The sequence below is a fragment of the Staphylococcus sp. FSL W8-0056 genome, from assembly GCF_037963075.1.
GTDB lineage: Bacteria > Bacillota > Bacilli > Staphylococcales > Staphylococcaceae > Staphylococcus > Staphylococcus aureus.
In genome coordinates this window covers 1,916,595-1,941,729 of sequence record NZ_CP150142.1, presented here as the reverse complement: position 1 = coordinate 1,941,729, position 25,135 = coordinate 1,916,595, and the positions used below count along the sequence as shown (strand labels likewise).

Sequence of the window (25,135 nt, the reverse complement as noted above, 5' to 3'; positions counted from 1 at the left end):
GTTTTTCATATGACTAAAACATTACCTGAAGATTTTATTTTTGGTGGAGCAACAGCAGCATATCAAGCAGAAGGTGCGACAAATACAGATGGTAAAGGTCGTGTTGCATGGGATACGTATTTGGAAGAAAACTATTGGTACACTGCAGAACCAGCGAGTGATTTTTATAACAGATATCCAGTGGATTTAGAATTAAGTGAAAAATTCGGTGTTAATGGTATCCGTATTTCAATTGCATGGTCACGTATCTTCCCAAATGGATATGGCGAAGTTAACCCTAAAGGTGTTGAGTATTACCATAAGTTATTTGCAGAGTGTCATAAACGTCATGTTGAACCATTTGTAACATTGCATCATTTTGATACACCAGAAGTGTTACACAAAGATGGCGATTTTCTAAATCGTAAAACGATTGACTACTTTGTAGATTATGCTGAATATTGTTTTAAAGAATTCCCAGAAGTAAAATATTGGACTACATTCAATGAAATTGGACCTATTGGTGATGGTCAATATTTAGTAGGTAAATTCCCTCCAGGTATTAAATATGATTTTGAAAAAGTTTTCCAATCACATCACAATATGATGGTTGCTCATGCAAGAGCAGTAAAATTATTTAAAGATGGCGGCTATCAAGGAGAAATTGGTGTTGTACACGCATTGCCAACAAAATATCCGTTCGATCCATCAAATCCTGAAGATGTTCGTGCAGCAGAATTAGAAGATATCATCCATAATAAATTCATCTTAGATGCAACATATTTAGGTAAGTATTCTCGTGAAACGATGGAAGGTGTGCAACATATCTTATCTGTTAATGGCGGTAAATTAAATATTACAGATGAAGATTATGCCATTTTAGATGCAGCCAAAGATTTAAACGACTTCTTAGGTATCAATTACTACATGAGTGACTGGATGAGAGGTTACGATGGAGAATCTGAAATCACGCATAATGCGACAGGTGATAAAGGCGGTTCTAAATACCAACTTAAAGGTGTCGGACAACGTGAATTTGATGTCGACGTACCTCGCACAGACTGGGACTGGATGATCTATCCTCAAGGTTTATATGATCAAATCATGCGTGTTGTTAAAGATTATCCTAACTATCACAAGATTTATATCACTGAAAATGGTTTAGGATATAAAGATGAATTTATTGAATCTGAAAAAACAGTTCATGATGATGCACGTATTGATTATGTAAGACAACATTTGAACGTTATTGCAGATGCTATTAAAGATGGTGCAAATGTTAAAGGTTACTTTATTTGGTCATTAATGGATGTGTTCTCTTGGTCAAATGGTTATGAAAAACGATATGGTTTATTCTATGTCGATTTTGAGACTCAAGAACGTTATCCTAAGAAAAGTGCTTATTGGTACAAAGAGTTAGCCGAAACAAAAGAAATTAAATAATTATAGATATTAAAAGGCCTATCAGTCGAGTGCTGGTAGGTCTTTATTTATAGAAAGAGATAAATTAAACAAGTATATACATATTTATATATTAATCAATGGGTGACACACCATTGAAAGCTAAAGAAGCAATCAATTAACAAACGTTAACGGACAACTTTCCAAAGTCATCTTAAAAGTTAATGATGTATTCAAAATCAACTAAAGGACATTTTTAATCACATCCTTTATACTTATATAAAAGACATGAATGGGAGTTAAAAGTGTGAAGAAAATTTTTGTAATTATTACGACATTGTTAGCGGTCGCTATTATTATAGGCTCTATTATTACGGTGGTGTTTAGTCAACGACAGGCACAAACATTTAAAATACAACAACAGCAATTTGTTAAAAAGCCAATTCCAACATTGTTCTTACATGGATTTGGTGGTAGTGCCAATTCTGAAAAGTTTATGGTGAAGCAAGCAGAAAAAAGAGGGGTAACTAAAGATATCATCACTGCTTACGTTTCAAAGGATGGTGCAGTGACATTTAAAGGGAAACTAAGAAAAGATGCAGTGAATCCTATTGTGAAAATTGAACTTGAAAATAACAGACAAGGCTATTTGGATAAGAATGCTGCGTGGTTTAAAAATGTACTGACTAAGTTACAATCTGAATACAATTTCGATAAATTCAACTTTGTCGGTCACTCAATGGGGAACTTAACATTTGCACAATATATGATGACATATGGTAACGACAAGTCACTGCCACAGTTAAACAAACAAGTGAATATTGCAGGGACATTTAATGGTGTTTTAAATATGAATGAAGATGTCAATGAAATTACAGTTGATAAAGATGGTAAACCAAGTCGAATGAATCAACCTTATCAGCAATTACGCGTGCTAAAAGATATTTATAAAGGTAAAGGTATCGAAGTGCTAAATATTTATGGAGATTTGAAAGATGGTACACATTCAGACGGCAGAGTGTCTAATAGTTCTTCGAAATCATTAAAATATTTACTGGGAAATAGTCCGAAAAGTTATCGAGAATCTAAATATGAAGGTGAGCCTGCACAACATAGTCAGCTTCATGAGAATGAAAATGTTGCTAATGAGTTAATCGACTTCTTATGGAAAAAATAAAGCAACTGCTAGTTTTCTGGGGCAAAAAAGCTTGTAATATTAGAGCTTTTCAAAAATTATCTATTGTTTGAGAGTTTCCATAAAATGTCTAAGTCGTAACATTTTTAATTTATGTTTACAGCAAATATAATGTACTTGAAGTTAAATGAATCAGTGCTTAAGTCAAAATATAACAACTAAGAATGTATTTGCATACAGACATCACGAAGACACAATTAAAACTTAACGCTTAAGTAACAAATAAGTAAAAGTTTCAAATAAAGAAAGGTGATTAATGATGCAAAATAAACAAATTCTTTTTAACAAAATACCAGAAGGCATGCCTCAAGAGGATACATTCAAAATTGAAGAGATTGACACGCCTAAACTTGAGAGCGATGGTGTACTTGTACAAACGCTGTATATTTCAGTGGATCCATATATGAGAGGACGTATGACTAAGGCAGATTCGTATGTACAGCCTTTTGAAATTGGTAAACCGATTGTTAGCCATGTCGTTGCAAAAGTAATTGATTCGACACTCGCAGATTATAAAAAAGGAGATGTCGTTGTAGGTATGTTGCCTTGGCGAATCATTAATCATGTCCAAGCGGATCAAATTACTAAAGTTCCAACGACAGATGTACCACTTGATTTATATTTAAGTGTTTTAGGAATGCCAGGACAAACAGCATATCATGGTCTGCTTGATATTGGAAAACCTAAAGCCGGTGATACTGTTGTGGTTTCAGCTGCATCTGGTGCTGTAGGTTCAGTTGTAGGTCAAATTGCTAAGATTAAAGGTTGCCGTGTAGTAGGTATTGCGGGTGGCGACAAAAAAGTAAATTATTTAACAGAGACACTGGGCTTTGACGCTGGTATTGATTATAAGAAAGAGGATTTTGCAGAAGCGTTAGCACAAGCAGTACCAGATGGTATTGATGTTTATTTTGAAAATGTTGGTGGTACAGTTGGCGATGAAGTATTTAAGCATTTAAATCGTTTTGCACGTGTACCAGTATGCGGCGCAATTTCGTCATATAATCATCCTGAAGCAGATATCGGACCACGTATTCAAGGTACGCTTATTAAGAAGCAAGTAATGATGAGAGGCTTCTTAGTAAGTGAATTCGCTAATGCTTTTAAAGAAGCTAGTGAACAGCTCGCAACATGGGTTCAAGAAGGTAAAATTCAGTCACAAGTAACCATTGAAGATGGTTTTGAAAATGCGCCACATGCATTTAAAAATTTATTTACTGGCGATAACTTTGGTAAACAAGTTATTAAAGTAACGGAATAATAAAGTATACGTTTTAACAAACTAACTTTGTTAATTGATCAAAATTTAATAACTTTCTTATCTAAAGCAAATTTGTTCAGTAACATGGTAGAAATAAGTCTAAAATGTAATACGAAAGTCGTCTGTAATTATTTATATATTCAAATGAAAAAGGAGTCATGATGCTGCGGTATAAGCACACATGGCTTCTATTTTGTATAATAAGAAATAAGTTCATAAATGAGGTGAAACGATATGAAAATGATAGGATTTGAAAAGCCCTTTAAATTGGAAGAAGGAAATTTATTTAAAGTATACGAACAAAGAAAGCCAACGCCAGAAAACGATGATATCTTAGTCAAAGTAAATAGTATTAGTGTAAATCCTGTAGATACAAAACAACGTCAAATGAAAGTCACTCAAGCACCTCGTGTACTTGGGTTTGATGCTATTGGTACTGTTGAAGCTATCGGACCAGACGTTACATTATTTAGTCCGGGTGACGTTGTATTTTATGCTGGATCGCCAAATAGACAAGGATCAAATGCGACATATCAATTGGTGTCAGAAGCTATAGTTGCAAAGGCACCACACAACATAAGTGCTAATGAAGCGGTTAGTCTACCGCTAACTGGTATTACGGCATATGAAACGTTTTTTGATACATTTAAAATTTCACATAATCCTTCTGAAAATGTAGGTAAATCCGTGTTAATCATTAATGGTGCCGGTGGTGTAGGCAGTATAGCCACTCAAATTGCTAAACGGTATGGTTTAACTGTCATTACAACAGCATCACGACAAGAAACAACAGAGTGGTGTGAAAAGATGGGCGCAGATATCGTATTGAATCATAAAGAGGATTTAGTGCGTCAATTTAAAGAAAAAGAAATTCCATTAGTAGATTATATATTTTGCACTTATAATACAGACTTGTATTACAATACTATGATTGAACTGATAAAACCATTAGGGCATATTACGACTATCGTAGCTTTTAATGAAGATCAAGATTTAAATGCATTAAAATTAAAAAGTATAACATTTACACATGAATTTATGTTTGCGCGTCCAATTCATCGAACGCCTGATATGATTAAACAACATGAGTATTTAGAAGATATTACGAAAAATATAGAATTAGGGCATTACCAACCAACAACGACACAAGTTTTTGAAGGTTTATCACCTGAAAACTTATATCAAGCACATCAATTGTTGGAAAAACAATCAATGATTGGGAAATTAGTAATTAATATATAGATTAGTAAGTAAAGTCGCCTTATGCAGAAAATACTGTATAGGGCGACTTATTTTTTGTGTCTAGCGACTATTGATTCTAAACGGAAATATGGCAACTTTACAGGTATCAAATCAATAATGCACTAGAAAGGCATTACTTAAATACAATAAAATACTTTGTTGCTCAATGATAAATAATTTGAGTGTGTTTTATATATCATTTTTAAAAGATGAGGCATTATTAATTGTGTCTATATAAAATTACAAATGATTAAAATGTTGCAGTTATGGGTATGAACTTACCATTACACAGAAAGGGTTTGTATTTATGAAAAATAAATCAGTAAGTCTAGTGTTTTGGGTATCTTTAGTGATATGTACGATATTTGTTGCTTTTGGAGCAATATTTCCGAAACAATTAGAAAAACTCACGCAAAACATTACTACATTTATTGCGCTACATTTTTCTTGGTATTATTTATTGCTCGTTTTAGTTATTTTATTTGTCTGTGTGTATATTTTATTTTCGAGATACGCAAACATTACATTAGGTGAAGAAGGCGAAGATCCTGAATTCTCATTGCCGTCTTGGTTTGCTATGTTATTTAGTGCTGGTATGGGAATAGGACTTGTGTTCTGGACAACGGCAGAACCAATCAGTCATGCCTTCAAATTAACGCCTATTCATAAAGCTGGCACGCAATCTGCAATTAATGATGCAATGCAGTTTTCATTTTTCCATTGGGGGATTCATGCATGGGCAGTCTATGGTATTGTCGCGCTTGTGTTTGCATATTTTAGCTTTCATAAAGGATATCCTGGCTTAGTCAGCGCTACATTGACGCCTTTATTAGGTGAAAAGGCAATGCGTGGACCTTTAGGTGGTGCCATTGATGTATTGGCAGTCATAGCTACAGTAACAGGCGTTGCTGCAACATTAGGTTTCGGTGCATTGCAAATAAACGAAGGTTTACATTTTTTATTTAATGTACCGAGTAACTTCACGATGCAAGTAATCTTGATTGTCATTGCAACCATATTATTTACTTGGTCAGCATGGTCAGGTATCGATAAAGGTATCAAAACGTTGAGTAATATCAACATGTTACTTGCTTTTGTAGTACTTATTGGTCTTTTTATTGTTGGGCCAACGCTTTACATTTTAAATACATTTACAAATGGTCTAGGTAATTATATTGCAAATTTCTTTAGTATGAGTTTACGTATTCCGTCAGGCGGTCAAAAATTCCAATGGTTACAAAATTGGACAATCTTTTACTGGGCATGGTGGATATCTTGGGCACCATTTGTAGGTATATTTATTGCACGTGTGTCAAAAGGACGTACGATTAAAGAATTTATTCTAGGTGTACTTTTTGTCCCGGCGTTAGTTTGCTTTATATTCTTTGCGGTATTCGGCGCGTCAGCAATTTACTTACAAGATAATCATATTGCCGATATTGCTAAAGCAGCGACAGAAACAGCAACTTTTGCAACGCTACAACATTACCCACTAGGTTTTGTATTAAGCTTAATTACTTTACTTGTTATTATGATTTTCTTTGTTACATCAGCGGATTCGGCAACTTATGTTTTAGGTATGTTGAGTTCAAGAGGTGATATTAATCCGAAGTCATTTGTCAAAGTGAGTTGGGGTATCATTATGGCATTATTTGCAATTATCATGATCTACACAGGTGGTACTCAAGCGATTCAAAATTTATTAATCATTGCTGCGTTACCATTTTCCGTGGTCATTATAGCGATGATATGGTCGCTTTTAAAATCTTTAAGTGAAGAAAAACCTAGAAATAGTAATAAGGTTTTAATTAAACATCGTGACCCAGATATTTTAGAATATCGTTCTTCAAAACATATTGACGAAAATTAATTAATAATGAGGTTTTATTTACAAAAACTAGGGAATATATTACTAAATGGTACTTCATCTTATATATTAAAAATAAATTTAAAGTTATTAATTTATTATGTTTAAGAAAAAAACTGATGGGTACATATTTAATATGTTTTTAAATTAACTTTAACTAAGGAGGTGTCGTTAGGGGTGAAACGACTTAAAAACTTTATCCTTGGCTTATTAATAGTAGTAATCGTGGGGTTCCTGTTATTCATGTATATCCAAGATGGACGTATAACTGAATATCAAGACTACTTCCTTCAATTTGAATGGTTCCAACCATTACTTATTTCACTTGCTGCACTATTGATATTAATAGGTCTTATATTAGTATTTAGTATCTTCAAACCTACGCATCGAAAACCTGGATTATACAAAGACTTCGATGATGGTCATGTTTACGTATCTCGTAAAGCTGTTGAAAAGACGGCATTCGATACGGTTGCAAAATATGATCAAGTAAGACAACCAAATGTAGTTGCGAAACTATATAACAAAAAAAATAAATCTTATATCGACATTAAAACTGACTTTTTCGTACCAAATAATGTTCAAGTTCAATCTTTAACTGAAGCAATTCGTTCGGATATTAAAAAGAATGTAGAATATTTCACAGAAATGCCAGTACGTAAGTTAGAAGTTAATGTGAGAGATCAGAAAACTTCTGGTCCACGAGTGTTGTAAGGGAGGTATATCATGGCTAACAATCATAACCAAAACGGACAAGACTCTACACAACAAGTGATTAATTTTTTAAAAGTATTTAAATGGAGAATCGTTGGTTTCCTAGCGTTTCTATTAATCGCGATATTATTCTTAACGTTAGGTTTTTGGAAAACAGTACTTATCATCGTTTTATGTTTAATTGGTGTAGGTATTGGGTATATGAAAGACCGTAAGCAAGATTTTATGAATTTTTTAAATCGATGGAGTTAATTCATCAATTTAGAATTTAATTAAAAAAATATAAAAATTAACAAGTAAAAGGAGAATCTATTATGACTGTAGATAACAATAAAGCAAAACAAGCATACGACAATCAAACTGGTGTTAACGAAAAAGAAAGAGAAGAGCGTCAAAAACAACAAGAACAAAATCAAGAGCCTCAATTCAAAAATAAATTAACTTTCTCTGATGAAGTTGTTGAAAAAATTGCTGGTATCGCTGCACGTGAAGTTAAAGGTATCTTAGACATGAAAGGTGGCTTAACTGATACATTCACTAATGCATTCTCAAGTGGAAATAACGTTACTCAAGGTGTATCTGTTGAAGTTGGTGAAAAACAAGCTGCTGTAGACTTAAAAGTAATTTTAGAATATGGTGAATCAGCACCAAAAATCTTCCGTAAAGTAACTGAATTAGTTAAAGAACAAGTTAAATATATTACTGGTTTAGATGTTGTTGAAGTTAACATGCAAGTTGATGATGTAATGACTCAAAAAGAATGGAAACAAAAACACGAAAAAAATAATGAAAACAATAACCAAGAAAGACAAGGTTTACAATAAGTTATTCGATAAAAAAGCTCGGCACACCATTTTAGTGCCGAGCTTTTTTGTGATTTTTAATAATTTGAATATGGAAAATGTATTATTCTCTCATTTGTATAGATTGTATTTAATAAGTTAATGTAATCCTTGAGCTCACGATTAATAAAATTCTATAATTTTAATTATTTTCTCGATACAAAGGATTATTAACTTTAATATAAGTATAATGATGTGCCTCATCTTCAAGACGCATTGTTGTAACACACTTATAATCTATAAATGGCGCGAACATGGTATCTTTAATTTCATTTATGCGATTCTCATTTACTTGATTAGATTTGTGTGTCGAAAGTACAAGTTGATCAAAAATGTTATCTAGTACATCACGAACGATATACCACATATGTCTTTCTAAGTTTGAATCATTTGATGCTTTAGAGATTGTAAGAATTAATTCGCCTAAATGGTTTTGAACGGTAGAATAAAAGGCTTTGTTAAACACAGACGTTTTTGAATCAGTAAGAATTCTTGATTTTTCATGGAAATGAGATGTACTGTATCCCATTTCATTTAGTTGTGCTTTATCAATTCTTAAACCTTCAAAGTCTCTAATATACATCGTGTCCAATAGACCATCTTTCCGAAATGTTGCAATAGCATTTTGCAAGTGAGCCTCTAATGCAATGCCATATTTAGTAACTAGTGGGATTACGAGACCAAGCAATGCTTTACTATAAGTTTCAATCCACGATTTCGCCGATGATTCAAAATCAGACAATGATGCAGCTGATTGATAACGTTTAATCAATGTCACGATAGGTGATTCATTGTTAAATGGGTAGGTTGCAACTAAGCTTGAAGGAATCATTGGTGTGACTTCTTGTGGAATCATTTGGTATATGTTTTTTCTAAATAATGTACCTAATTGTTCACTTCGTTCAGTTTGATAGTCTACTTCGTCTTGCTCATTATAAAAATGAATACCAGCAACTTCATCAATAATTGTTGATGCATAGGACTTAAATATGACATCTTTCTCCAAAATATCATTTAAAATACGTGTCATTAGTGGACCATTGTGCGTCGTTTGTTCTGATAATGTACGAATTTCACCTGTAATATGAACGTTTGTCGACAATTTGATGTGTGGCGACATAGCTGGGTATTTAGGAACTAATGTTCTGAAAGATAAACCGGCATAATAATCCAACGTATGTTTTGCTTCAATGATTAATTCTTTATCTACTTCTGCTTGATAATCAGAATGTAATACGTCATCTAATTGCCATGGATGTACAATCATAATGTGATAATCATTAAAGTTAAAGTTTGGCGTAAATTCATTTTCTAATTGTTTAATTAAGTCCGGAAATAGCTGATGAACAGTTGTATCATAATCTTTAGACAGTGACATAGTACGACTTAATTTACTGTGAATCAGTACTATTTTCAACTTAATAGGTTGATTAAATTCTGAAGAATATAGGAATGTTTGTAATGCATTTAAACCTTTACGTAATTTAGCCCCAGGATGTAGCGGATGACCTTCAATAACGGCTTGCTCTGAACGCAAGTAACTATCTTCGCTATTTTCGATAATATTAAATAAAGGTGCAGAATCATGTTGCATTGACAGTGCTTGATAGCTAATTGCAAATGTCATATTAGTTGCACTGTTTATTAAATCTTGCTGAAATTGATCACTAGCAGCATTTTTTAAATCTGGTGCTTCAATTAAAATACACTCAAGAATTTCATTTGGATGGTGTACTCGTGTAATCGTATTTGTAATGTCATCTTTAATGTAGAAAGGGCCTTCAACATCAATTCGATCAAAGGCGTGTTCTCCAGTGATAGGAGCATATAATGTTTGCTTAGCTTGTGGGAACTGGATTTCTAGTATATGAGTCGTTGAGATATCTAACATAATCAAATCACGACTCAATATTTTCTTACTTTGAGTGCGCGCTTTAACTAAGTTTTCGCGATGCATTGATGTGACTAATCTCTGAGTGACTTTATCTCTTCCTTGTAAAATCATCTCTTTAAAAATATTAGCCCAATCGCTATTATGTTGTTGTAAAAATAAATATGTTTCTTGTTCTTCTTTGTTAAATTTTAATGTCTGTTCTTTAAAAATTAAGTTCAAGTTCATAATTCACCTCTATGAAATATTTTACAAAAGCAAGATAGATTTGTATAATCCATATTAATGATAATGATTCTTATTATCAACAGAATGCGGGTGTAAGTTTTATGACAAAATATTTTTTTAGCAGTTCTTTTCTACTATTTCTAGGTAATTGGATTGGACAAATAGGGCTAAATTGGTTTGTACTTACCACTTATCATAACGCAGTTTATCTGGGGATTGTCAATTTTTGCAGACTTGTACCAATATTATTACTAAGTGTGTGGGCAGGGGCAATTGCCGATAAATATGATAAAGGGCGATTGCTGAGAATTACAATTTCATCATCATTTTTAGTAACTGCAATTTTATGTGTGCTCACGTATAGTTTCACTGCAATTCCAATTAGCGTCATTATTATATATGCGACATTAAGAGGGATTTTAAGTGCGGTTGAAACACCTTTAAGACAAGCAATCTTACCAGATTTATCAGATAAAATATCTACTACACAAGCTGTATCATTTCATTCATTCATCATTAATATTTGTCGTTCAATAGGGCCTGCCATTGCTGGTGTCATATTAGCAGTCTATCATGCGCCAACAACATTTCTTGCACAGGCAATTTGTTATTTTATCGCAGCTTTATTATGCTTACCATTACATTTTAAAGTAACTAAAATACCTGAAGATGCAACAAGATACATGCCGTTAAAAGTTATTATAGATTACTTCAAATTACATATGGAAGGTCGACAAATATTTATAACATCATTATTGATTATGGCGACAGGTTTTTCATATACGACACTTTTACCAGTTTTGACAAACAAAGTATTTCCGGGGAAATCTGAAATATTTGGTATCGCTATGACGATGTGTGCCATTGGTGGTATTATTGCAACGCTAGTTTTACCTAAAGTACTTAAATATATTGGTATGGTAAATATGTATTATTTAAGTTCACTTTTATTTGGCATTGCTTTGTTAGGTGTGGTATTTCACAATATTGTCATCATGTTCATTTGTATTACATTGATTGGGTTATTTAGTCAATGGGCACGTACGACAAATCGCGTTTATTTTCAAAATAATGTTAAAGATTATGAACGTGGTAAAGTACTGAGTATTATTATGATGGATAGAGGTATGATTCCATTGGGAAGTCTGTTAATGAGTATATGTGCAGATGTGTTTGGCATTGTTAGAACTTTTTCAATAATGGGAATAAGTACTATATGCATTACAATGGTATTCTATTTTATAAATAGAAAGTTGAAGTTAAAGTTGGAGGAAAGTAATCATGGTATATCTTGAATGGGCAAAGGCAGATAGAAATATTCAATATCGTGTAATTAACGCCATTATTAAAGAACGTATTTACCCCGAGCAAACATTTATTTCGCAAAAAGGATCTTTAATTGAAATTCAGTATCATATGCATGTGTTGACTATTGAAGTTGTTAGAAAAAGTGCATTAGAACGCTATGAGTTTACAGGTGATATTACTTATTTAAATAAAGGTGAAACGTCATTAATTATAACTTTAGAAGGTTTGTTAGATGTGTTGAATCATGACTTTGATATCCCTATTTCAGAGCGACTACGCGAAGAGTTAATACACAGTCGAGATAGTTTAGTTGAAACATATAAGCAAATGTCTCACAGACAAACATTAATAAGTCAAAGTTTTAAATTTTCAAGATTACCACAAGATATTAACTTTTTTTCATGGTTACAACATGTAAAAGATAGTGATAAGACAGATGATTTAACTTATTCTGAGAGCTTGGTACCAGAGGGGCATCCAACACACCCTTTAACCAAAACGAAATTGCCCTTAACTATGGAAGAAGTACGAGCATATGCACCTGAGTTTGAAAAAGAAATCCCTTTGCAAATTATGATGATTGAAAAAGATCATGTTGTGTGCACAGCTATGGATGGTAATGATCAATTTATTATTGATGAAATAATTCCCGAATACTACAATCAGATTCGTGTGTTTTTAAAGAGTTTAGGTTTGAAAAGTGAAGACTATAGAGCGATTTTAGTACATCCTTGGCAATATGATCATACGATAGGGAAATATTTTGAAGCATGGATTGCTAAAAAAATATTAATTCCAACGCCGTTTACAATACTTTCAAAAGCAACTTTATCATTTAGGACGATGTCTTTAATTGATAAACCATACCATGTTAAGTTGCCCGTCGATGCACAAGCAACAAGTGCCGTTAGAACAGTCTCAACTGTGACTACTGTAGATGGACCAAAGTTAAGTTATGCTTTACAAAACATGTTGAATCAATATCCAGGATTTAAAGTTGCTATGGAACCGTTCGGTGAATATGCAAATGTTGATAAAGATAGGGCACGTCAGCTTGCTTGTATTATAAGACAAAAGCCTGAAATTGATGGAAAAGGTGCAACAGTAGTTAGTGCAAGTCTAGTTAATAAAAATCCAATAGATCAAAAAGTTATCGTGGATAGTTACTTAGAGTGGTTAAATCAAGGAATTACTAAAGAAAGTATTACGACATTTATTGAACGATACGCTCAAGCATTAATCCCGCCTTTAATTGCTTTTATTCAAAATTATGGAATTGCATTAGAAGCACACATGCAAAATACAGTAGTGAACTTGGGGCCACATTTTGACATTCAATTTTTAGTGAGAGATTTAGGTGGTTCTAGAATTGATTTAGAAACATTACAACATCGTGTATCAGATATTAAAATTACAAATGATAGTTTAATAGCTGATTCTATAGATGCAGTGATTGCAAAATTCCAACATGCTGTTATTCAAAATCAAATGGCAGAATTAATCCATCATTTTAATCAGTATGATTGTGTTGAAGAAACCGAATTATTTAACATAGTACAGCAAGTAGTAGCGCATGCTATTAACCCAACACTACCACATGCAAATGAGTTAAAAGATATTTTGTTTGGACCAACAATTACTGTCAAAGCGTTGTTAAATATGAGAATGGAAAATAAAGTAAAGCAATATTTAAATATTGAGTTAGATAATCCGATAAAAAAAGAGGTGTAGTACTACATGGCACACGTTAACATAAATATATCGAAGATTAAATATAACGCCAAAGTACTTCAAACAGTTTTTCAAAGTAAAAATATACAATTCACACCAGTAATTAAGTGTATAGCTGGTGACCGTACAATTGTAGAAAGCTTAAAAGCGTTAGGTATCAATCATGTTGCAGAATCCAGATTGGATAACATAATTAGTATTGCAGATCAGGATTTAACATATACGTTATTGCGTACGCCTGCCAAAAAAGAGATTTCAGATATGATAGAAAAAGTTGATATGAGTATCCAAACAGAATTATCTACCATACATCAAATAAATGAAGTAGCAGAAGTTTTAGGAAAAAAACATAAGATTTTATTAATGGTAGATTGGAAAGATGGCCGTGAAGGTGTTCTGACTTATGATGTTTTAGATTATATTAAAGAGATTATTCACTTGAAAAATATCCATTTTGTAGGTTTAGCATTCAATTTTATGTGTTTTAAATCTGATGCGCCAAGTGATGATGATATCTTTATGATTAATCGATTCGTCTCAGCTGTTGAAAGAGAAATAGGATATCGATTGAAAATTATTTCAGGTGGTAATTCGAGCATGTTACCACAACTTTTATATAATGATTTGGGTAAAATAAATGAATTGCGAATAGGTGAAACGTTGTTTAGAGGTGTTGATACAACGACAAATCAAGCGATCGCTATGTTATATCAAGATGCGATTACATTGGAGGCTGAGATTTTAGAAATTAAACCTCGAGTTAATACACAAACGCATGAATCATTCTTACAAGCTATTGTAGATATTGGTTATTTAGATACAAAAGTCGATAATATTTCACCTATGGATCAGCATATCAATATTTTAGGCGCTTCGAGTGATCATTTAATGCTTGATTTAAATGGTCAAGGACACTATCAAGTTGGAGATCATATATCTTTTTCATTAAATTATGAAGCACTTTCTCATTCGATGTATATGAAAAATTTACATAAGGTATATATTGATGATTCAAAGATTGATACGCTACTTCAAAATTTTGATGTGAAATCTCCTGCTATGGTAAACCAATATTAATATATTTATCAATAATTCTAAGTTGACAAGTTATACTACATATCGTTTGCACGGTTGTATCATAATTGTTCAACTTAGATTTTTTGTATTTGTTGATTTATCAAATTAAGTGCAACAGTTCGTCACATAAAATTGCAACAGATAATATCAGCTGAATTACAGGGATAACGGTCATGCTAAATGGTGTCAATTGTATTAATGCAAAGATGATATAGCAATGATACATTATCAGTATTTTGTCTAAGGAAATGTGCTAATTGTAGTCATAATTATTAGAGGAAATATATAGTCATACATTTTAGAAATATAAAAAAGATTGAACGCTACTTGACAATGATAATTGTTATCAATAAAATAATAAATGAAGTTATACATATTAAGGAGTGGAACGATGAGAGGTCTAAAAACTTTTAGTATATTGGGATTAATAGTTGCCTTACTTTTAGTTGCAGCTTGTGGTAATACGGATAATTCAAGTAAAAAAGAATCATCAACTAAAGATACTATTTCGGTAAAAGATGAAAATGGTACAGTAAAAGTACCTAAAGATGCAAAACGTATCGTTGTATTAGAGTACTCATTTGCAGATGCATTAGCAGCATTAGACGTTAAACCAGTTGGTATTGCTGATGATGGTAAGAAAAAACGTATCATTAAACCAGTTAGAGAAAAAATTGGGGATTATACTTCTGTAGGTACACGTAAACAGCCAAACTTAGAGGAAATTAGTAAATTAAAACCGGATTTAATTATCGCTGATAGCAGTAGACATAAAGGTATTAATAAAGAATTAAACAAAATTGCACCAACATTATCATTAAAGAGTTTTGATGGAGACTACAAACAAAATATTAATTCGTTCAAAACAATTGCTAAAGCTTTAAATAAAGAAAAAGAAGGCGAAAAACGTCTTGCTGAGCATGATAAATTAATCAATAAGTATAAAGATGAAATTAAATTTGATAGAAATCAAAAAGTGCTTCCAGCAGTAGTTGCTAAAGCTGGTTTATTAGCACATCCAAACTATTCATATGTTGGACAATTTTTAAACGAACTAGGATTTAAAAATGCATTAAGTGACGATGTAACAAAAGGTTTAAGTAAATATTTGAAAGGACCTTACTTACAATTAGACACTGAACATTTAGCTGATTTAAATCCAGAGCGTATGATCATTATGACAGATCATGCTAAAAAAGATTCTGCTGAATTCAAGAAGTTACAAGAAGATGCAACATGGAAAAAGTTGAATGCAGTTAAAAATAATCGCGTGGATATTGTTGACCGTGATGTTTGGGCAAGATCTCGTGGCTTAATTTCTTCTGAAGAAATGGCTAAAGAACTTGTTGAATTATCAAAAAAAGAACAAAAGTAAGGTGGAAGTAAATGGCTATAAAAGAAATAAGTAGCCAATCTGCCATAGATCATAAAAGAAAAAGACGCACAACACTCACGTATATAGTGAGTTTGTGCTTTCTTTTTATTTGTATATATTTAAATATGGCGATTGGTTCTTCGAAAATTAATTTTAGCGATATCATTCACTATGTTACTGGTCATACAGATACGAAAGCAACGTTTTTATTGCATAATGTACGTATGCCAAGGATGATTGCAGGGTTATTTATTGGCGGTGCATTAGCGGTATCTGGTTTGTTAATGCAAGCAATGACACGCAATCCGCTAGCATCACCTAAAATTTTTGGTGTCAGTTCTGGTGCATCGTTTTTCATTGTATTTGTGACGATTATCATTCCATCATTAGAATATTATGCATTATATTTAGGTGTGATAGGTGCATTTATAGGTGGTTTAACTGTTTATACACTTTCAGGTGCTACGAAAGGTATGACACCCATTAAATTAGCATTGGCTGGTATGGCCATCCATTTGTTTTTTAGTAGTATGACTGAAGGTATTATTATTTTGAATGAGAATTCAAACGAACAAGTGATGTTTTGGCTTGTCGGTTCATTATCCAGTATGAAGTGGGATGAAATTTTAACCATTTTACCATGGATTATTGGTGCTTTAATTGTAACGATTTTTATTGGACGTCAACTAACGATTATGGAACTAGGCGATGACATTGCTAAGGGATTGGGTCAAAATATAAATAAAGTTAGAATTATCATTGGGCTATTAGTCATTATTCTTACAGGTATGTCGGTGTCAGTGGCAGGACCAATTGGATTTGTTGGCTTAATCGTACCGCATATAGTCAAACGCTATGTGAGTAAGAATTATTTAGTCATGATTCCATTAACATTTATTATAGGTGCAGATTTGTTACTACTATCAGATGTATTAAGTCGTTTAATCACTTATCCTTACGAATCACCTGTAGGTATTGTGACATCATTCGTAGGTGCACTTTACTTCTTATTTATAACGATTAAAGGGGTGAAAAGAATATGATGACAACGAAAATTATACGTCGTTATAGTTTAATCACAATCCTTTTAATTGTGAGTATATTCATAAGTTTATGTGTAGGGTCTGTCATGATTCATCCGATTGATGCTATTAAGGGAATCTTTACACAAGATGATTTTATTTTAAATGAGTATCGTATACCTAGAACATTACTTGGTATTATTATCGGTAGTAGCTTGGCTATATCAGGTGCAATTATACAAGCTGTAATAAGAAACCCGTTAGCCTCACCTGATGTTATAGGTATTTCTAAAGGTGCCAGTTTAGCTGCTGTAATTATTATTATGATCTTTCCAACAGCACCATTGTTTGTTTTACCTATAGGTTCATTCTTAGGTGCCTTTGCAGTAAGTTTATTTTTATCATTTTTAATTTCAAAATATGATGTTAAAGGTTCAAAGCTTGCCTTAATTGGTTTAGCAATAGGCGCAATATGTACGGCGATTGTGCAGTTCTTATTAATCAGAAATCCACTGGAAGCAAACAAAGCGCTTGTTTGGTTGACAGGTAGTCTATATGGACATGATATGTCGAATATTTATACTATATTACCTTGGTTTTTAATAACGATACCAATCATCATTTTATTGAGTTATCAATTAGATGTATTGAATCTAGGTGATGCTGTTGCAACCGCACTCGGTTTAAAAGTTAAAACTATTAAAATGCTATTGCTAATTTTAGCAGTAATATTAGCAGGATCCGCAATTTCAGTTGTCGGTGGTATTAGCTTTTTAGGATTAATTGCACCTCATATTGCGAGACAATTAATAGGAAATAAAACATTACACGTTATTATCATGTCGGGGTTAATTGGTGCTATATTGTTAACATTTGGAGATGGTTTAGCCCGTGGCATTCATCCGCCACTGGATATTCCTGTAGGGGTTATCATTGCAATTATCGGTGCACCATACTTCTTAATATTATTACGAAGAATGAAATAACTAACATATGATTAGAGTTTAAAAAAGGTTAAGTACGAAATCAGTAATTGTACTTAACCTTTTTTGAATTCATCTTGAAAAATTACAAGTAATAGCGTATATTTAATAACTGTAATTATTCATTATTTTGCATACATAAACATTTTGAAAGATAGAATGATAAGGAATATGTTTGTTAACTGAATAGAATTCTGTATATACTTAAAACGAATACATAGAGAAATGGATTGATTTTATGGATAGCTTTTCAAGGAAAGAGATAGTTATTGGGAGACTTAAGTTTATTACGATGTCTTTAATTGGTATCTTATTATTTCTAGTACCAATTCCAGTCGAACAAGATGGACAGAAGCAAACAACGTTGCCCGTAGCATTTTTAGCAGGCGTGCTTAAAGATGTATTAGGTGGCGTAATGCCATTTTTAATTGTGACGATAATTACTTTATCGGGTATCATAACTCTGATTTGTTCAACTATTTTAAAAGATAAATTGAAACCTGACGGGCTAATGAACAATGCTTTTAACGTTAGAATTGGTTGGTTAATTTTACGAATATTAGCAGTTGTTTTTGCATGGATGACATTTTTACGAATTGGTTCAAAGGTTATTTACTCAGATGAAACGGGTGGATTATTGTTCTCAAGTTTATTGCCAACATTAGTGGCAGTATTCTTATTTGCAGCTCTATTTTTACCGCTATTAATGGAATACGGTTTGTTAGAGATGTTGGGTCCTATTTTTAGACCGGTTATGAGACCTTTATTTACATTGCCAGGACGTTCGACGGTAGATAATTTAGCATCATTTATTGGAGACGGAACTGTTGGTGTCTTAATTACAAGTAGACAATATGGTGAAGGATATTATTCTCGTCGTGAGGCAACAGTTATTTCAACGACATTTAGTGTAGTTTCTATCACCTTTGCAATTGTAGTTGCTGAAACAGTGCACATGCAAAATCAATTTTTTGCTTTCTATTTATCAGTGATAGTATCCTGCCTCGTTGCAGCAGTCATTATGCCAAGAATTTGGCCTTTAAATAAAATTCCTGATGAGTATGCTAAGGAGGTACCTGAAAGTGCGCGTACTGAGGCATTGCCAGAAGGAAAGACGGCATTGAGACATGGCTTTGATACTGCAACAGAAGTTGGTATTAAAGCACCGGGCGTTATTGACTTTTTTAAGTCAGGATTAAAAACAGTCATTGATATGTGGTTTGTTATTTTGCCTGTAGTGATGAGTATTGGTACTATTGCTACCATTATTGCGAACTACACGCCCTTTTTTGTCATATTGGGTAAACCTTTTGTTCCATTTTTAGAGTTAATGCAAATACCTGAAGCGGCACAGGCTTCTCAAACGATTATTATCGGTTTTGCCGATATGTTTTTACCTTCTATATTAATTGAAGGTGTACAAAATGATATAACTCGTTTTGTTATTGGGGCACTTAGTATATCGCAGTTAATATACTTGTCTGAAGTAGGTGGCGTCATACTTGGTTCGAAGATTCCTGTAAGCATCGGCAAATTGTTTATGATTTTCTTGATTAGAACAATCATTACACTACCAATTATTTCTTTGATGGCACATCTTTTGTTATAAATATATGTGAAAAAGGACAACTGTTAAAATTATGAGAACAGTTGTCCTTTTGTATTTGTTTATGCTGGGTGTTGAATCAATTAAAAAAATCATTCATGAAGCCCTCACCATGAATGATTTTTTTATACAATTTATTTAGTTAATTCATTGTAAACTTTTTGATCATTTTGAGTATAAATAATGTATTCGTGGTCTTCAGTATCGATAATAACGCGATTCGTTTTACCAAACGTTGAGCCGATTCTAGATACATCTTTGCTGTCTAATTTAGGAACTGCATGAATATCTTGGTCTTGTGTAATATTTTTAATTTCACTTGTAGGAATTTTGATATCAGCAACTCTCCATTGAATACGCACTTCATTATTATCTTTCTTTACTGTCATTGCCATTATTCAAACACATCCTTTAAATATTTTGTAAATACATCATAAACGATTTTGTAATCGTTTTCAAGAGTTATGTGATACTTTTTTAAATTGTGTCATACTAATGAATTTTAACCCGAAAATATGTTCGTGTTTTTGTTAGGGATGTGGTAAAATGTGAGTATTAAAGGAGAACAAATATGACAGGTAAAACACATGCTTCATGTGGCATGCTCGTTGGAGCGCTAACAACACAATATTTTCAAACGGATATTTTTTCGTCGGTTACGGTTATCATTCTAGCAACTCTAGCTAGCTTATTACCCGATATATGTCACACTCAAAGTAAGATTGGCAGAAGGTTTAAGGTAATTAGTTTTTTTGTGAGATTGATCTTTGGACATCGAACCTTTACGCATTCAATATTATTTATCGCAATCATAGCATTTTTATTGCAAATTATTCAGACGCCTAATTATTATATGGCAGCAATTATAATTGGGTTAGTGTCACATGTTATACTAGATATGATAACACCAAGAGGCGTGAAATTATTTTATCCGTTACCGTTTAATGTGAAGACACCGATTCAATTTAAAACAGGTGGACTTGTAGACTTATCTTTAGCTACAGCGTTAATGGTCGGAACAGTTTATGTTTTATTTCAGCCTTTCATCAATGATATAATAAGCAACTGGAATACTAAGTTTTTATAGAAAATAAATTATTAAAGGTTACAAACTCAGCAGGAGGCATAAAATGCTAGATAAAAATCAATTAGCTAAATATAAACAAGATCATTTGTGTGAATATGAAAAAATAATGAGTAACAATGAAAAAGAAGCACTTGAAGAGAAGGTAGCGTCATTAGATTTAGATTTTATTGCCAAATTATATAACGATTTATACATCAATAAGAAAACAATAGATGATGTATCTGCAGTTTCTGAAGTGAAATATGATATTAAATCACAAATGAGTGATGATGAGATTAAGCGTTTAGAGGAACAAGGACTTCAAGCTATTAAAGAAGGACAATTTGCAGTACTTTTGATGGCAGGTGGTCAAGGAACAAGACTTGGTTACAAGGGCCCTAAAGGTTCGTTTGAAATTGAAGGTGTAAGTTTATTTGAACTTCAAGCTAACCAATTAAAAACATTGAATCATCAATCTGGACATACGATTCAATGGTATATTATGACAAGTGATATCAATCATGAAGAAACTTTAGCTTATTTCGAAGCACATAGTTATTTTGGATATGATCAAGAAGCAATCCATTTCTTTAAACAAGATAATATTGTGGCGCTTAGTGAAGAAGGGAAGTTAATTTTAAATCAACAGGGTCGTATTATGGAAACGCCGAATGGTAATGGTGGCGTGTTTAAATCTTTAGACAAGGCAGGATACTTAGAAGAAATGTCTAATAATGGCGTTAAGTATATTTTCTTGAATAATATCGACAATGTTTTAGTAAAAGTGTTGGATCCACTATTTGCAGGATTTACGGTAGAACATGATTACGATATTACTTCTAAAACGATTCAACCAAAACCAGGAGAAAGTGTTGGACGTTTAGTTAATGTCGATTGTAAAGATACAGTACTGGAGTATTCAGAATTAGATCCAGAAGTTGCAAATCAATTTAACAATGCTAATATCGGTATTCATGCATTTAAACTTGGTTTTATTTTAAACGCTGTAAATCGTGAGTTACCTTATCATTTAGCTATTAAGAATTTGAAACAATTAGATGAGAACTTTGGGGTTATTGAACAACCAACTTTAAAATTCGAATTGTTCTATTTTGACATATTTACTTATGGAACTAGTTTTGTCACGTTACAAGTTCCTAGAGAAGAAGAATTTTCACCTCTTAAAAATAAAGAAGGTAAAGATAGTGTTGCAACTGCAACAGAAGATTTACGTAGAATGGGTTTAATTTAATGATAGGCGGTGACTATGATGTCCAAATCAACTAAAAAAAGTAATGACACAATCGTAGAAACATTTAAGGATATCATCCCTTTATCATTTGGAGAAGAAATTGGTAATGCGGCATCTCATGGTGTTGCAGCTTTGTTAACATTATTAGTGTTACCCTATGCGGCTGTGCACAGTTATATTGCACATGGTACGCTTGCGTCTGTGAGTATGTCTATTTATGTTATTTCTATCTTTATGATGTTTATTTCATCTACTATTTATCATTCTATGCAAAATGAAACACCTCATAAATATATTTTAAGGATTATCGATCACAGTATGATTTACGTAGCAATTTCTGGTACATATACGCCTATTTTGTTAACAGTTGTAGGTGGTTGGATAGGTTGGACAGTATTTATTTTATTATGGGGAACGACACTTTGGGGGATTTTATATAAATCCATAGCTGTCAAAGTTAACCAAAAGTTAAGCTTAATTGTCTATTTAGTGATGGGCTGGGTAGGTATTATCTTGTTACCAATTATTTTTATTCGCACATCATGGATATTCATATTATTCATTTTCTTAGGTGGTGTGTCTTATACAATTGGTGCACGGTTTTATGCACAAAAGAATAGACCATATTTTCATATGATTTGGCATATTTTTATTGTAATAGCATCACTATTGCATTTAATTGCGATCTTATATTTTATGTAGTCGTTTAGAAAAGCTGGGGGAAACTCCGCTTTTTTTATTACATAAATCATTCTAATAGGGGATTGTATTGTAATAGAATTATCGTTAAGATTTGAAAGTCAAAAGTGTTTATACATATGAAAACCAATTATTTGTAAATAAAATCTTATAAATAAATATATAGAAGGAGGTATTTCATGCGATTAAAGTCAATCATAACTGTTATAGCTTTAATATTAATTATGTTTATGTCAGCGATTGAATCATCTATTATTTCGCTTGCATTACCTACAATTAAACAAGATTTAAATGCAGGAAATTTAATTTCATTAATTTTTACAGCGTATTTTATCGCATTAGTAATTGCCAATCCTATAGTGGGAGAATTACTTTCGAGATTTAAAATTATTTATGTGGCAATTGCAGGATTACTTTTATTTAGTATAGGTAGTTTTATGTGTGGTTTAAGTACTAATTTTACTATGCTAATTATATCACGCGTGATACAAGGTTTTGGATCAGGTGTATTGATGTCATTATCGCAAATTGTTCCAAAGTTAGCATTTGAAATTCCGTTACGATATAAAATTATGGGCATAGTTGGCAGTGTTTGGGGTATTTCGAGTATCATTGGACCGCTTCTAGGTGGTGGTATATTAGAATTTGCAACATGGCATTGGTTATTCTACATAAATATACCGATTGCGATCATTGCCATTATATTAGTTATATGGACATTTCATTTTCCAGAGGAAGAAACAGTTGCTAAATCAAAATTTGATACTAAAGGGCTCACGCTATTTTATGTATTTATTGGATTGATTATGTTTGCTTTATTAAACCAACAGCTATTACTTTTAAATTTCTTGAGTTTTATCTTAGCTATCGTTGTGGCAATGTGTTTATTTAAAGTAGAAAAACATGTTTCTTCACCATTTTTACCTGTGGTTGAATTTAATCGTTCGATTACTTTAGTTTTTATAACGGACCTTCTAACAGCTATTTGTTTAATGGGATTCAATTTATATATTCCAGTCTACCTTCAAGAACAACTAGGATTATCTCCATTGCAAAGTGGATTGGTTATTTTTCCTTTATCTGTAGCTTGGATTACATTGAATTTTAATTTACATCGAATTGAAGCAAAACTATCAAGGAAAGTTATTTACTTACTATCATTTACATTGTTACTAGTAAGTAGTATTATCATTTCATTTGGTATTAAATTGCCGGTACTTATAGCATTTGTGTTAATTTTGGCAGGATTAAGTTTTGGATATATTTATACGAAAGATAGTGTAATTGTCCAAGAGGAAACTAGCCCATTACAAATGAAGAAAATGATGTCATTTTATGGATTAACTAAAAATCTTGGGGCATCAATAGGTTCAACAATAATGGGATATCTTTATGCGATACAATCAGGAATCTTTGGTCCAAACTTACACAATGTGTTAAGTGCTGTTGCTGTAATTAGCATTGGGCTTATTGTTTTATGGGTCGTATTTTTTAAAGAACAGTCATCTCAATCAAAAGAATAGAATTATGATTAAAATTGATGTAGTGTAATTAAAGTAAGAAATAATAAATTTCCTAGATACTAGATAAATCGTTCAATATTTTATTAATAAGGAGGCCAATGATTGTGAATTATCTTAAACATAAGTTTTATAACTTGTTAACTACAATGATTGTTCTCTTTATTTTTGTACTTTCTGGTGCGATTTTTTTAACATTTCTAGGGTTTGGTTTATATGGATTAAGTAGAATACTTATTTATTTTAGGTTGGGTGACTTTACATATAATAGAAGTATGTACGATAACCTATTATATTATGGCAGTTATATAATCTTTGGGTACTTCATCATATTTGCAGTCGAGCATTTAATGGATTATTTTAGAAAAATGTTGCCTGAAAATGCATATTTTAGAGGCGCGACTTTTCATTTGATTTCTTACACAGTTGCAACAACGTTATTTTATTTCATCATTCATTTAAATTATGTTTATATCAATATCGATTTTTGGGTCATCATGGTTATTATAGGGTTCTTATATGTTTGTAAGCTTCAATTTTACCCTGAAAGTAAAAATTTAAATAATAGAAAATAGATATCTGAAGTTGAGGGCACATATGTGTTCCAACTTCTTTTTGTTCAATAGAAGAATCGATAATAGTGAGTCTTAGTGCTCAATTTGTGGTAAATAAGTTAAATAACCATTGTATGAGTCTGAGAAATAAAATAAATTATTAGGCCCTACAATGTTATATTGTTAGTTTTTTAAGTACACATTAGCTGTGCCTAATGTGTAAGAACCAATAATGATTTATTATGTAGTGCTTCTTTATCATTTGAGTACTACTCCCATTATGTTAATGGCTATATGTATTAAAGGGACAAGTGTATATCTG

The 25,135-nt window shown here is 32.2% G+C and carries 23 protein-coding genes; 20 read left to right on the top strand and 3 right to left on the bottom strand.

The window, feature by feature from the left end; genetic code table 11:
• Positions 1 to 9: 9 nt before the first annotated feature.
• The 8 genes from lacG to NSS86_RS09825 all read left to right on the top strand — a co-directional run bounded on the left by lacG (position 10) and on the right by NSS86_RS09825 (position 8,483).
• Positions 10 to 1,422 carry a 6-phospho-beta-galactosidase gene (gene lacG / locus NSS86_RS09860; protein WP_000169224.1) on the top strand — a complete coding sequence of 471 codons (1,413 nt, stop codon included), beginning with the start codon at positions 10 to 12 and terminating at the stop codon, positions 1,420 to 1,422.
• Positions 1,423 to 1,687: 265 nt separating this feature from the next.
• Positions 1,688 to 2,557, top strand: a complete 870-nt coding sequence (locus NSS86_RS09855) for an alpha/beta hydrolase (RefSeq protein WP_000719329.1) — start codon at positions 1,688 to 1,690, stop codon at positions 2,555 to 2,557.
• Between the two features lie 277 nt (positions 2,558 to 2,834).
• On the top strand, positions 2,835 to 3,836 hold the full coding sequence (locus NSS86_RS09850; protein WP_001180219.1) for an NADP-dependent oxidoreductase: 1,002 nt from the start codon (positions 2,835 to 2,837) through the stop codon (positions 3,834 to 3,836).
• A gap of 234 nt (positions 3,837 to 4,070) precedes the next feature.
• Positions 4,071 to 5,078 (top strand): zinc-binding alcohol dehydrogenase family protein, encoded by a 1,008-nt coding sequence (locus tag NSS86_RS09845; protein ID WP_000781951.1) that lies wholly within the window; start codon positions 4,071 to 4,073, stop codon positions 5,076 to 5,078.
• Between the two features lie 307 nt (positions 5,079 to 5,385).
• Positions 5,386 to 6,948, top strand: coding sequence for a BCCT family transporter (locus NSS86_RS09840; protein ID WP_000792342.1), 1,563 nt, complete (start codon positions 5,386 to 5,388; stop codon positions 6,946 to 6,948).
• A 174-nt stretch (positions 6,949 to 7,122) separates the two neighbouring features.
• Positions 7,123 to 7,659, top strand: coding sequence for an alkaline shock response membrane anchor protein AmaP (amaP, locus tag NSS86_RS09835; protein WP_000825819.1), 537 nt, complete (start codon positions 7,123 to 7,125; stop codon positions 7,657 to 7,659).
• Positions 7,660 to 7,671: 12 nt separating this feature from the next.
• Positions 7,672 to 7,911 (top strand): DUF2273 domain-containing protein, encoded by a 240-nt coding sequence (locus tag NSS86_RS09830; protein ID WP_000002683.1) that lies wholly within the window; start codon positions 7,672 to 7,674, stop codon positions 7,909 to 7,911.
• Positions 7,912 to 7,973: 62 nt separating this feature from the next.
• The gene (locus NSS86_RS09825; RefSeq protein WP_000215236.1) at positions 7,974 to 8,483 is read left to right on the top strand and encodes an Asp23/Gls24 family envelope stress response protein; all 510 of its coding nucleotides are present in this window, start codon (positions 7,974 to 7,976) and stop codon (positions 8,481 to 8,483) included.
• A gap of 160 nt (positions 8,484 to 8,643) precedes the next feature.
• Here the strand turns inward: NSS86_RS09825 and sfaD are convergent, their stop codons facing one another.
• Positions 8,644 to 10,620: a D-ornithine--citrate ligase SfaD gene (sfaD, locus tag NSS86_RS09820; protein WP_001052571.1), complete on the bottom strand. Its 1,977-nt coding sequence runs from the start codon at positions 10,618 to 10,620 to the stop codon at positions 8,644 to 8,646.
• 101 nt (positions 10,621 to 10,721) lie between these two features.
• On the opposite strand from sfaD, the gene sfaA reads away from it, so the two are divergent.
• Genes sfaA through sfaC form a run of 3 tightly spaced genes read left to right on the top strand, consistent with a single transcriptional unit; the run spans position 10,722 to position 14,736 of the window.
• Complete coding sequence (gene sfaA, locus NSS86_RS09815; protein WP_000170400.1) at positions 10,722 to 11,915, top strand: staphyloferrin A export MFS transporter; 1,194 nt, start codon at positions 10,722 to 10,724, stop codon at positions 11,913 to 11,915.
• On the top strand, positions 11,902 to 13,659 hold the full coding sequence (gene sfaB / locus NSS86_RS09810) for a staphyloferrin A synthetase SfaB (protein ID WP_000262640.1): 1,758 nt from the start codon (positions 11,902 to 11,904) through the stop codon (positions 13,657 to 13,659). Before sfaA ends, sfaB begins: the two co-directional genes overlap by 14 nt.
• A 6-nt stretch (positions 13,660 to 13,665) precedes the next feature.
• The gene (gene sfaC, locus NSS86_RS09805; RefSeq protein ID WP_000951624.1) at positions 13,666 to 14,736 is read left to right on the top strand and encodes a staphyloferrin A biosynthesis protein SfaC; all 1,071 of its coding nucleotides are present in this window, start codon (positions 13,666 to 13,668) and stop codon (positions 14,734 to 14,736) included.
• Positions 14,737 to 14,836: 100 nt separating this feature from the next.
• Here sfaC and NSS86_RS09800 read toward each other — a convergent pair whose 3' ends face one another.
• Positions 14,837 to 14,962 (bottom strand): hypothetical protein, encoded by a 126-nt coding sequence (locus tag NSS86_RS09800; protein WP_001789076.1) that lies wholly within the window; start codon positions 14,960 to 14,962, stop codon positions 14,837 to 14,839.
• A gap of 165 nt (positions 14,963 to 15,127) precedes the next feature.
• Between NSS86_RS09800 and NSS86_RS09795 the strand changes: the two genes are divergently transcribed.
• From NSS86_RS09795 to NSS86_RS09780, 4 genes are all read left to right on the top strand, one after another.
• Positions 15,128 to 16,111, top strand: coding sequence for a Fe(3+) dicitrate ABC transporter substrate-binding protein (locus NSS86_RS09795; protein ID WP_001214661.1), 984 nt, complete (start codon positions 15,128 to 15,130; stop codon positions 16,109 to 16,111).
• Positions 16,112 to 16,122: 11 nt separating this feature from the next.
• Positions 16,123 to 17,154 carry an iron ABC transporter permease gene (locus tag NSS86_RS09790; RefSeq protein WP_000974909.1) on the top strand — a complete coding sequence of 344 codons (1,032 nt, stop codon included), beginning with the start codon at positions 16,123 to 16,125 and terminating at the stop codon, positions 17,152 to 17,154.
• Positions 17,151 to 18,119: an iron chelate uptake ABC transporter family permease subunit gene (locus NSS86_RS09785; RefSeq protein ID WP_000989088.1), complete on the top strand. Its 969-nt coding sequence runs from the start codon at positions 17,151 to 17,153 to the stop codon at positions 18,117 to 18,119. Before NSS86_RS09790 ends, NSS86_RS09785 begins: the two co-directional genes overlap by 4 nt.
• Before the next feature lie 235 nt (positions 18,120 to 18,354).
• Positions 18,355 to 19,725, top strand: a complete 1,371-nt coding sequence (locus NSS86_RS09780) for a YjiH family protein (RefSeq protein WP_001549577.1) — start codon at positions 18,355 to 18,357, stop codon at positions 19,723 to 19,725.
• Between the two features lie 131 nt (positions 19,726 to 19,856).
• Here the strand turns inward: NSS86_RS09780 and NSS86_RS09775 are convergent, their stop codons facing one another.
• Complete coding sequence (locus NSS86_RS09775; protein ID WP_001251935.1) at positions 19,857 to 20,117, bottom strand: hypothetical protein; 261 nt, start codon at positions 20,115 to 20,117, stop codon at positions 19,857 to 19,859.
• 176 nt (positions 20,118 to 20,293) lie between these two features.
• Here NSS86_RS09775 and NSS86_RS09770 point away from each other — a divergent pair, with 176 nt between their 5' ends.
• The 5 genes from NSS86_RS09770 (at position 20,294) to sepA (ending at position 24,834) form a co-directional block, all read left to right on the top strand.
• Positions 20,294 to 20,809: a metal-dependent hydrolase gene (locus NSS86_RS09770; protein ID WP_000147095.1), complete on the top strand. Its 516-nt coding sequence runs from the start codon at positions 20,294 to 20,296 to the stop codon at positions 20,807 to 20,809.
• Positions 20,810 to 20,852: 43 nt separating this feature from the next.
• The gene (locus tag NSS86_RS09765) at positions 20,853 to 22,040 is read left to right on the top strand and encodes a UDPGP type 1 family protein (protein ID WP_000884735.1); all 1,188 of its coding nucleotides are present in this window, start codon (positions 20,853 to 20,855) and stop codon (positions 22,038 to 22,040) included.
• Positions 22,041 to 22,058: 18 nt separating this feature from the next.
• Positions 22,059 to 22,742 (top strand): hemolysin III family protein, encoded by a 684-nt coding sequence (locus tag NSS86_RS09760; protein WP_339302219.1) that lies wholly within the window; start codon positions 22,059 to 22,061, stop codon positions 22,740 to 22,742.
• 176 nt (positions 22,743 to 22,918) lie between these two features.
• Positions 22,919 to 24,262 (top strand): multidrug efflux MFS transporter SdrM, encoded by a 1,344-nt coding sequence (gene sdrM / locus NSS86_RS09755; RefSeq protein ID WP_001237506.1) that lies wholly within the window; start codon positions 22,919 to 22,921, stop codon positions 24,260 to 24,262.
• A gap of 98 nt (positions 24,263 to 24,360) precedes the next feature.
• Positions 24,361 to 24,834, top strand: a complete 474-nt coding sequence (sepA, locus tag NSS86_RS09750; RefSeq protein ID WP_000636857.1) for a multidrug efflux transporter SepA — start codon at positions 24,361 to 24,363, stop codon at positions 24,832 to 24,834.
• The last annotated feature ends 301 nt before the right edge of the window (positions 24,835 to 25,135 follow it).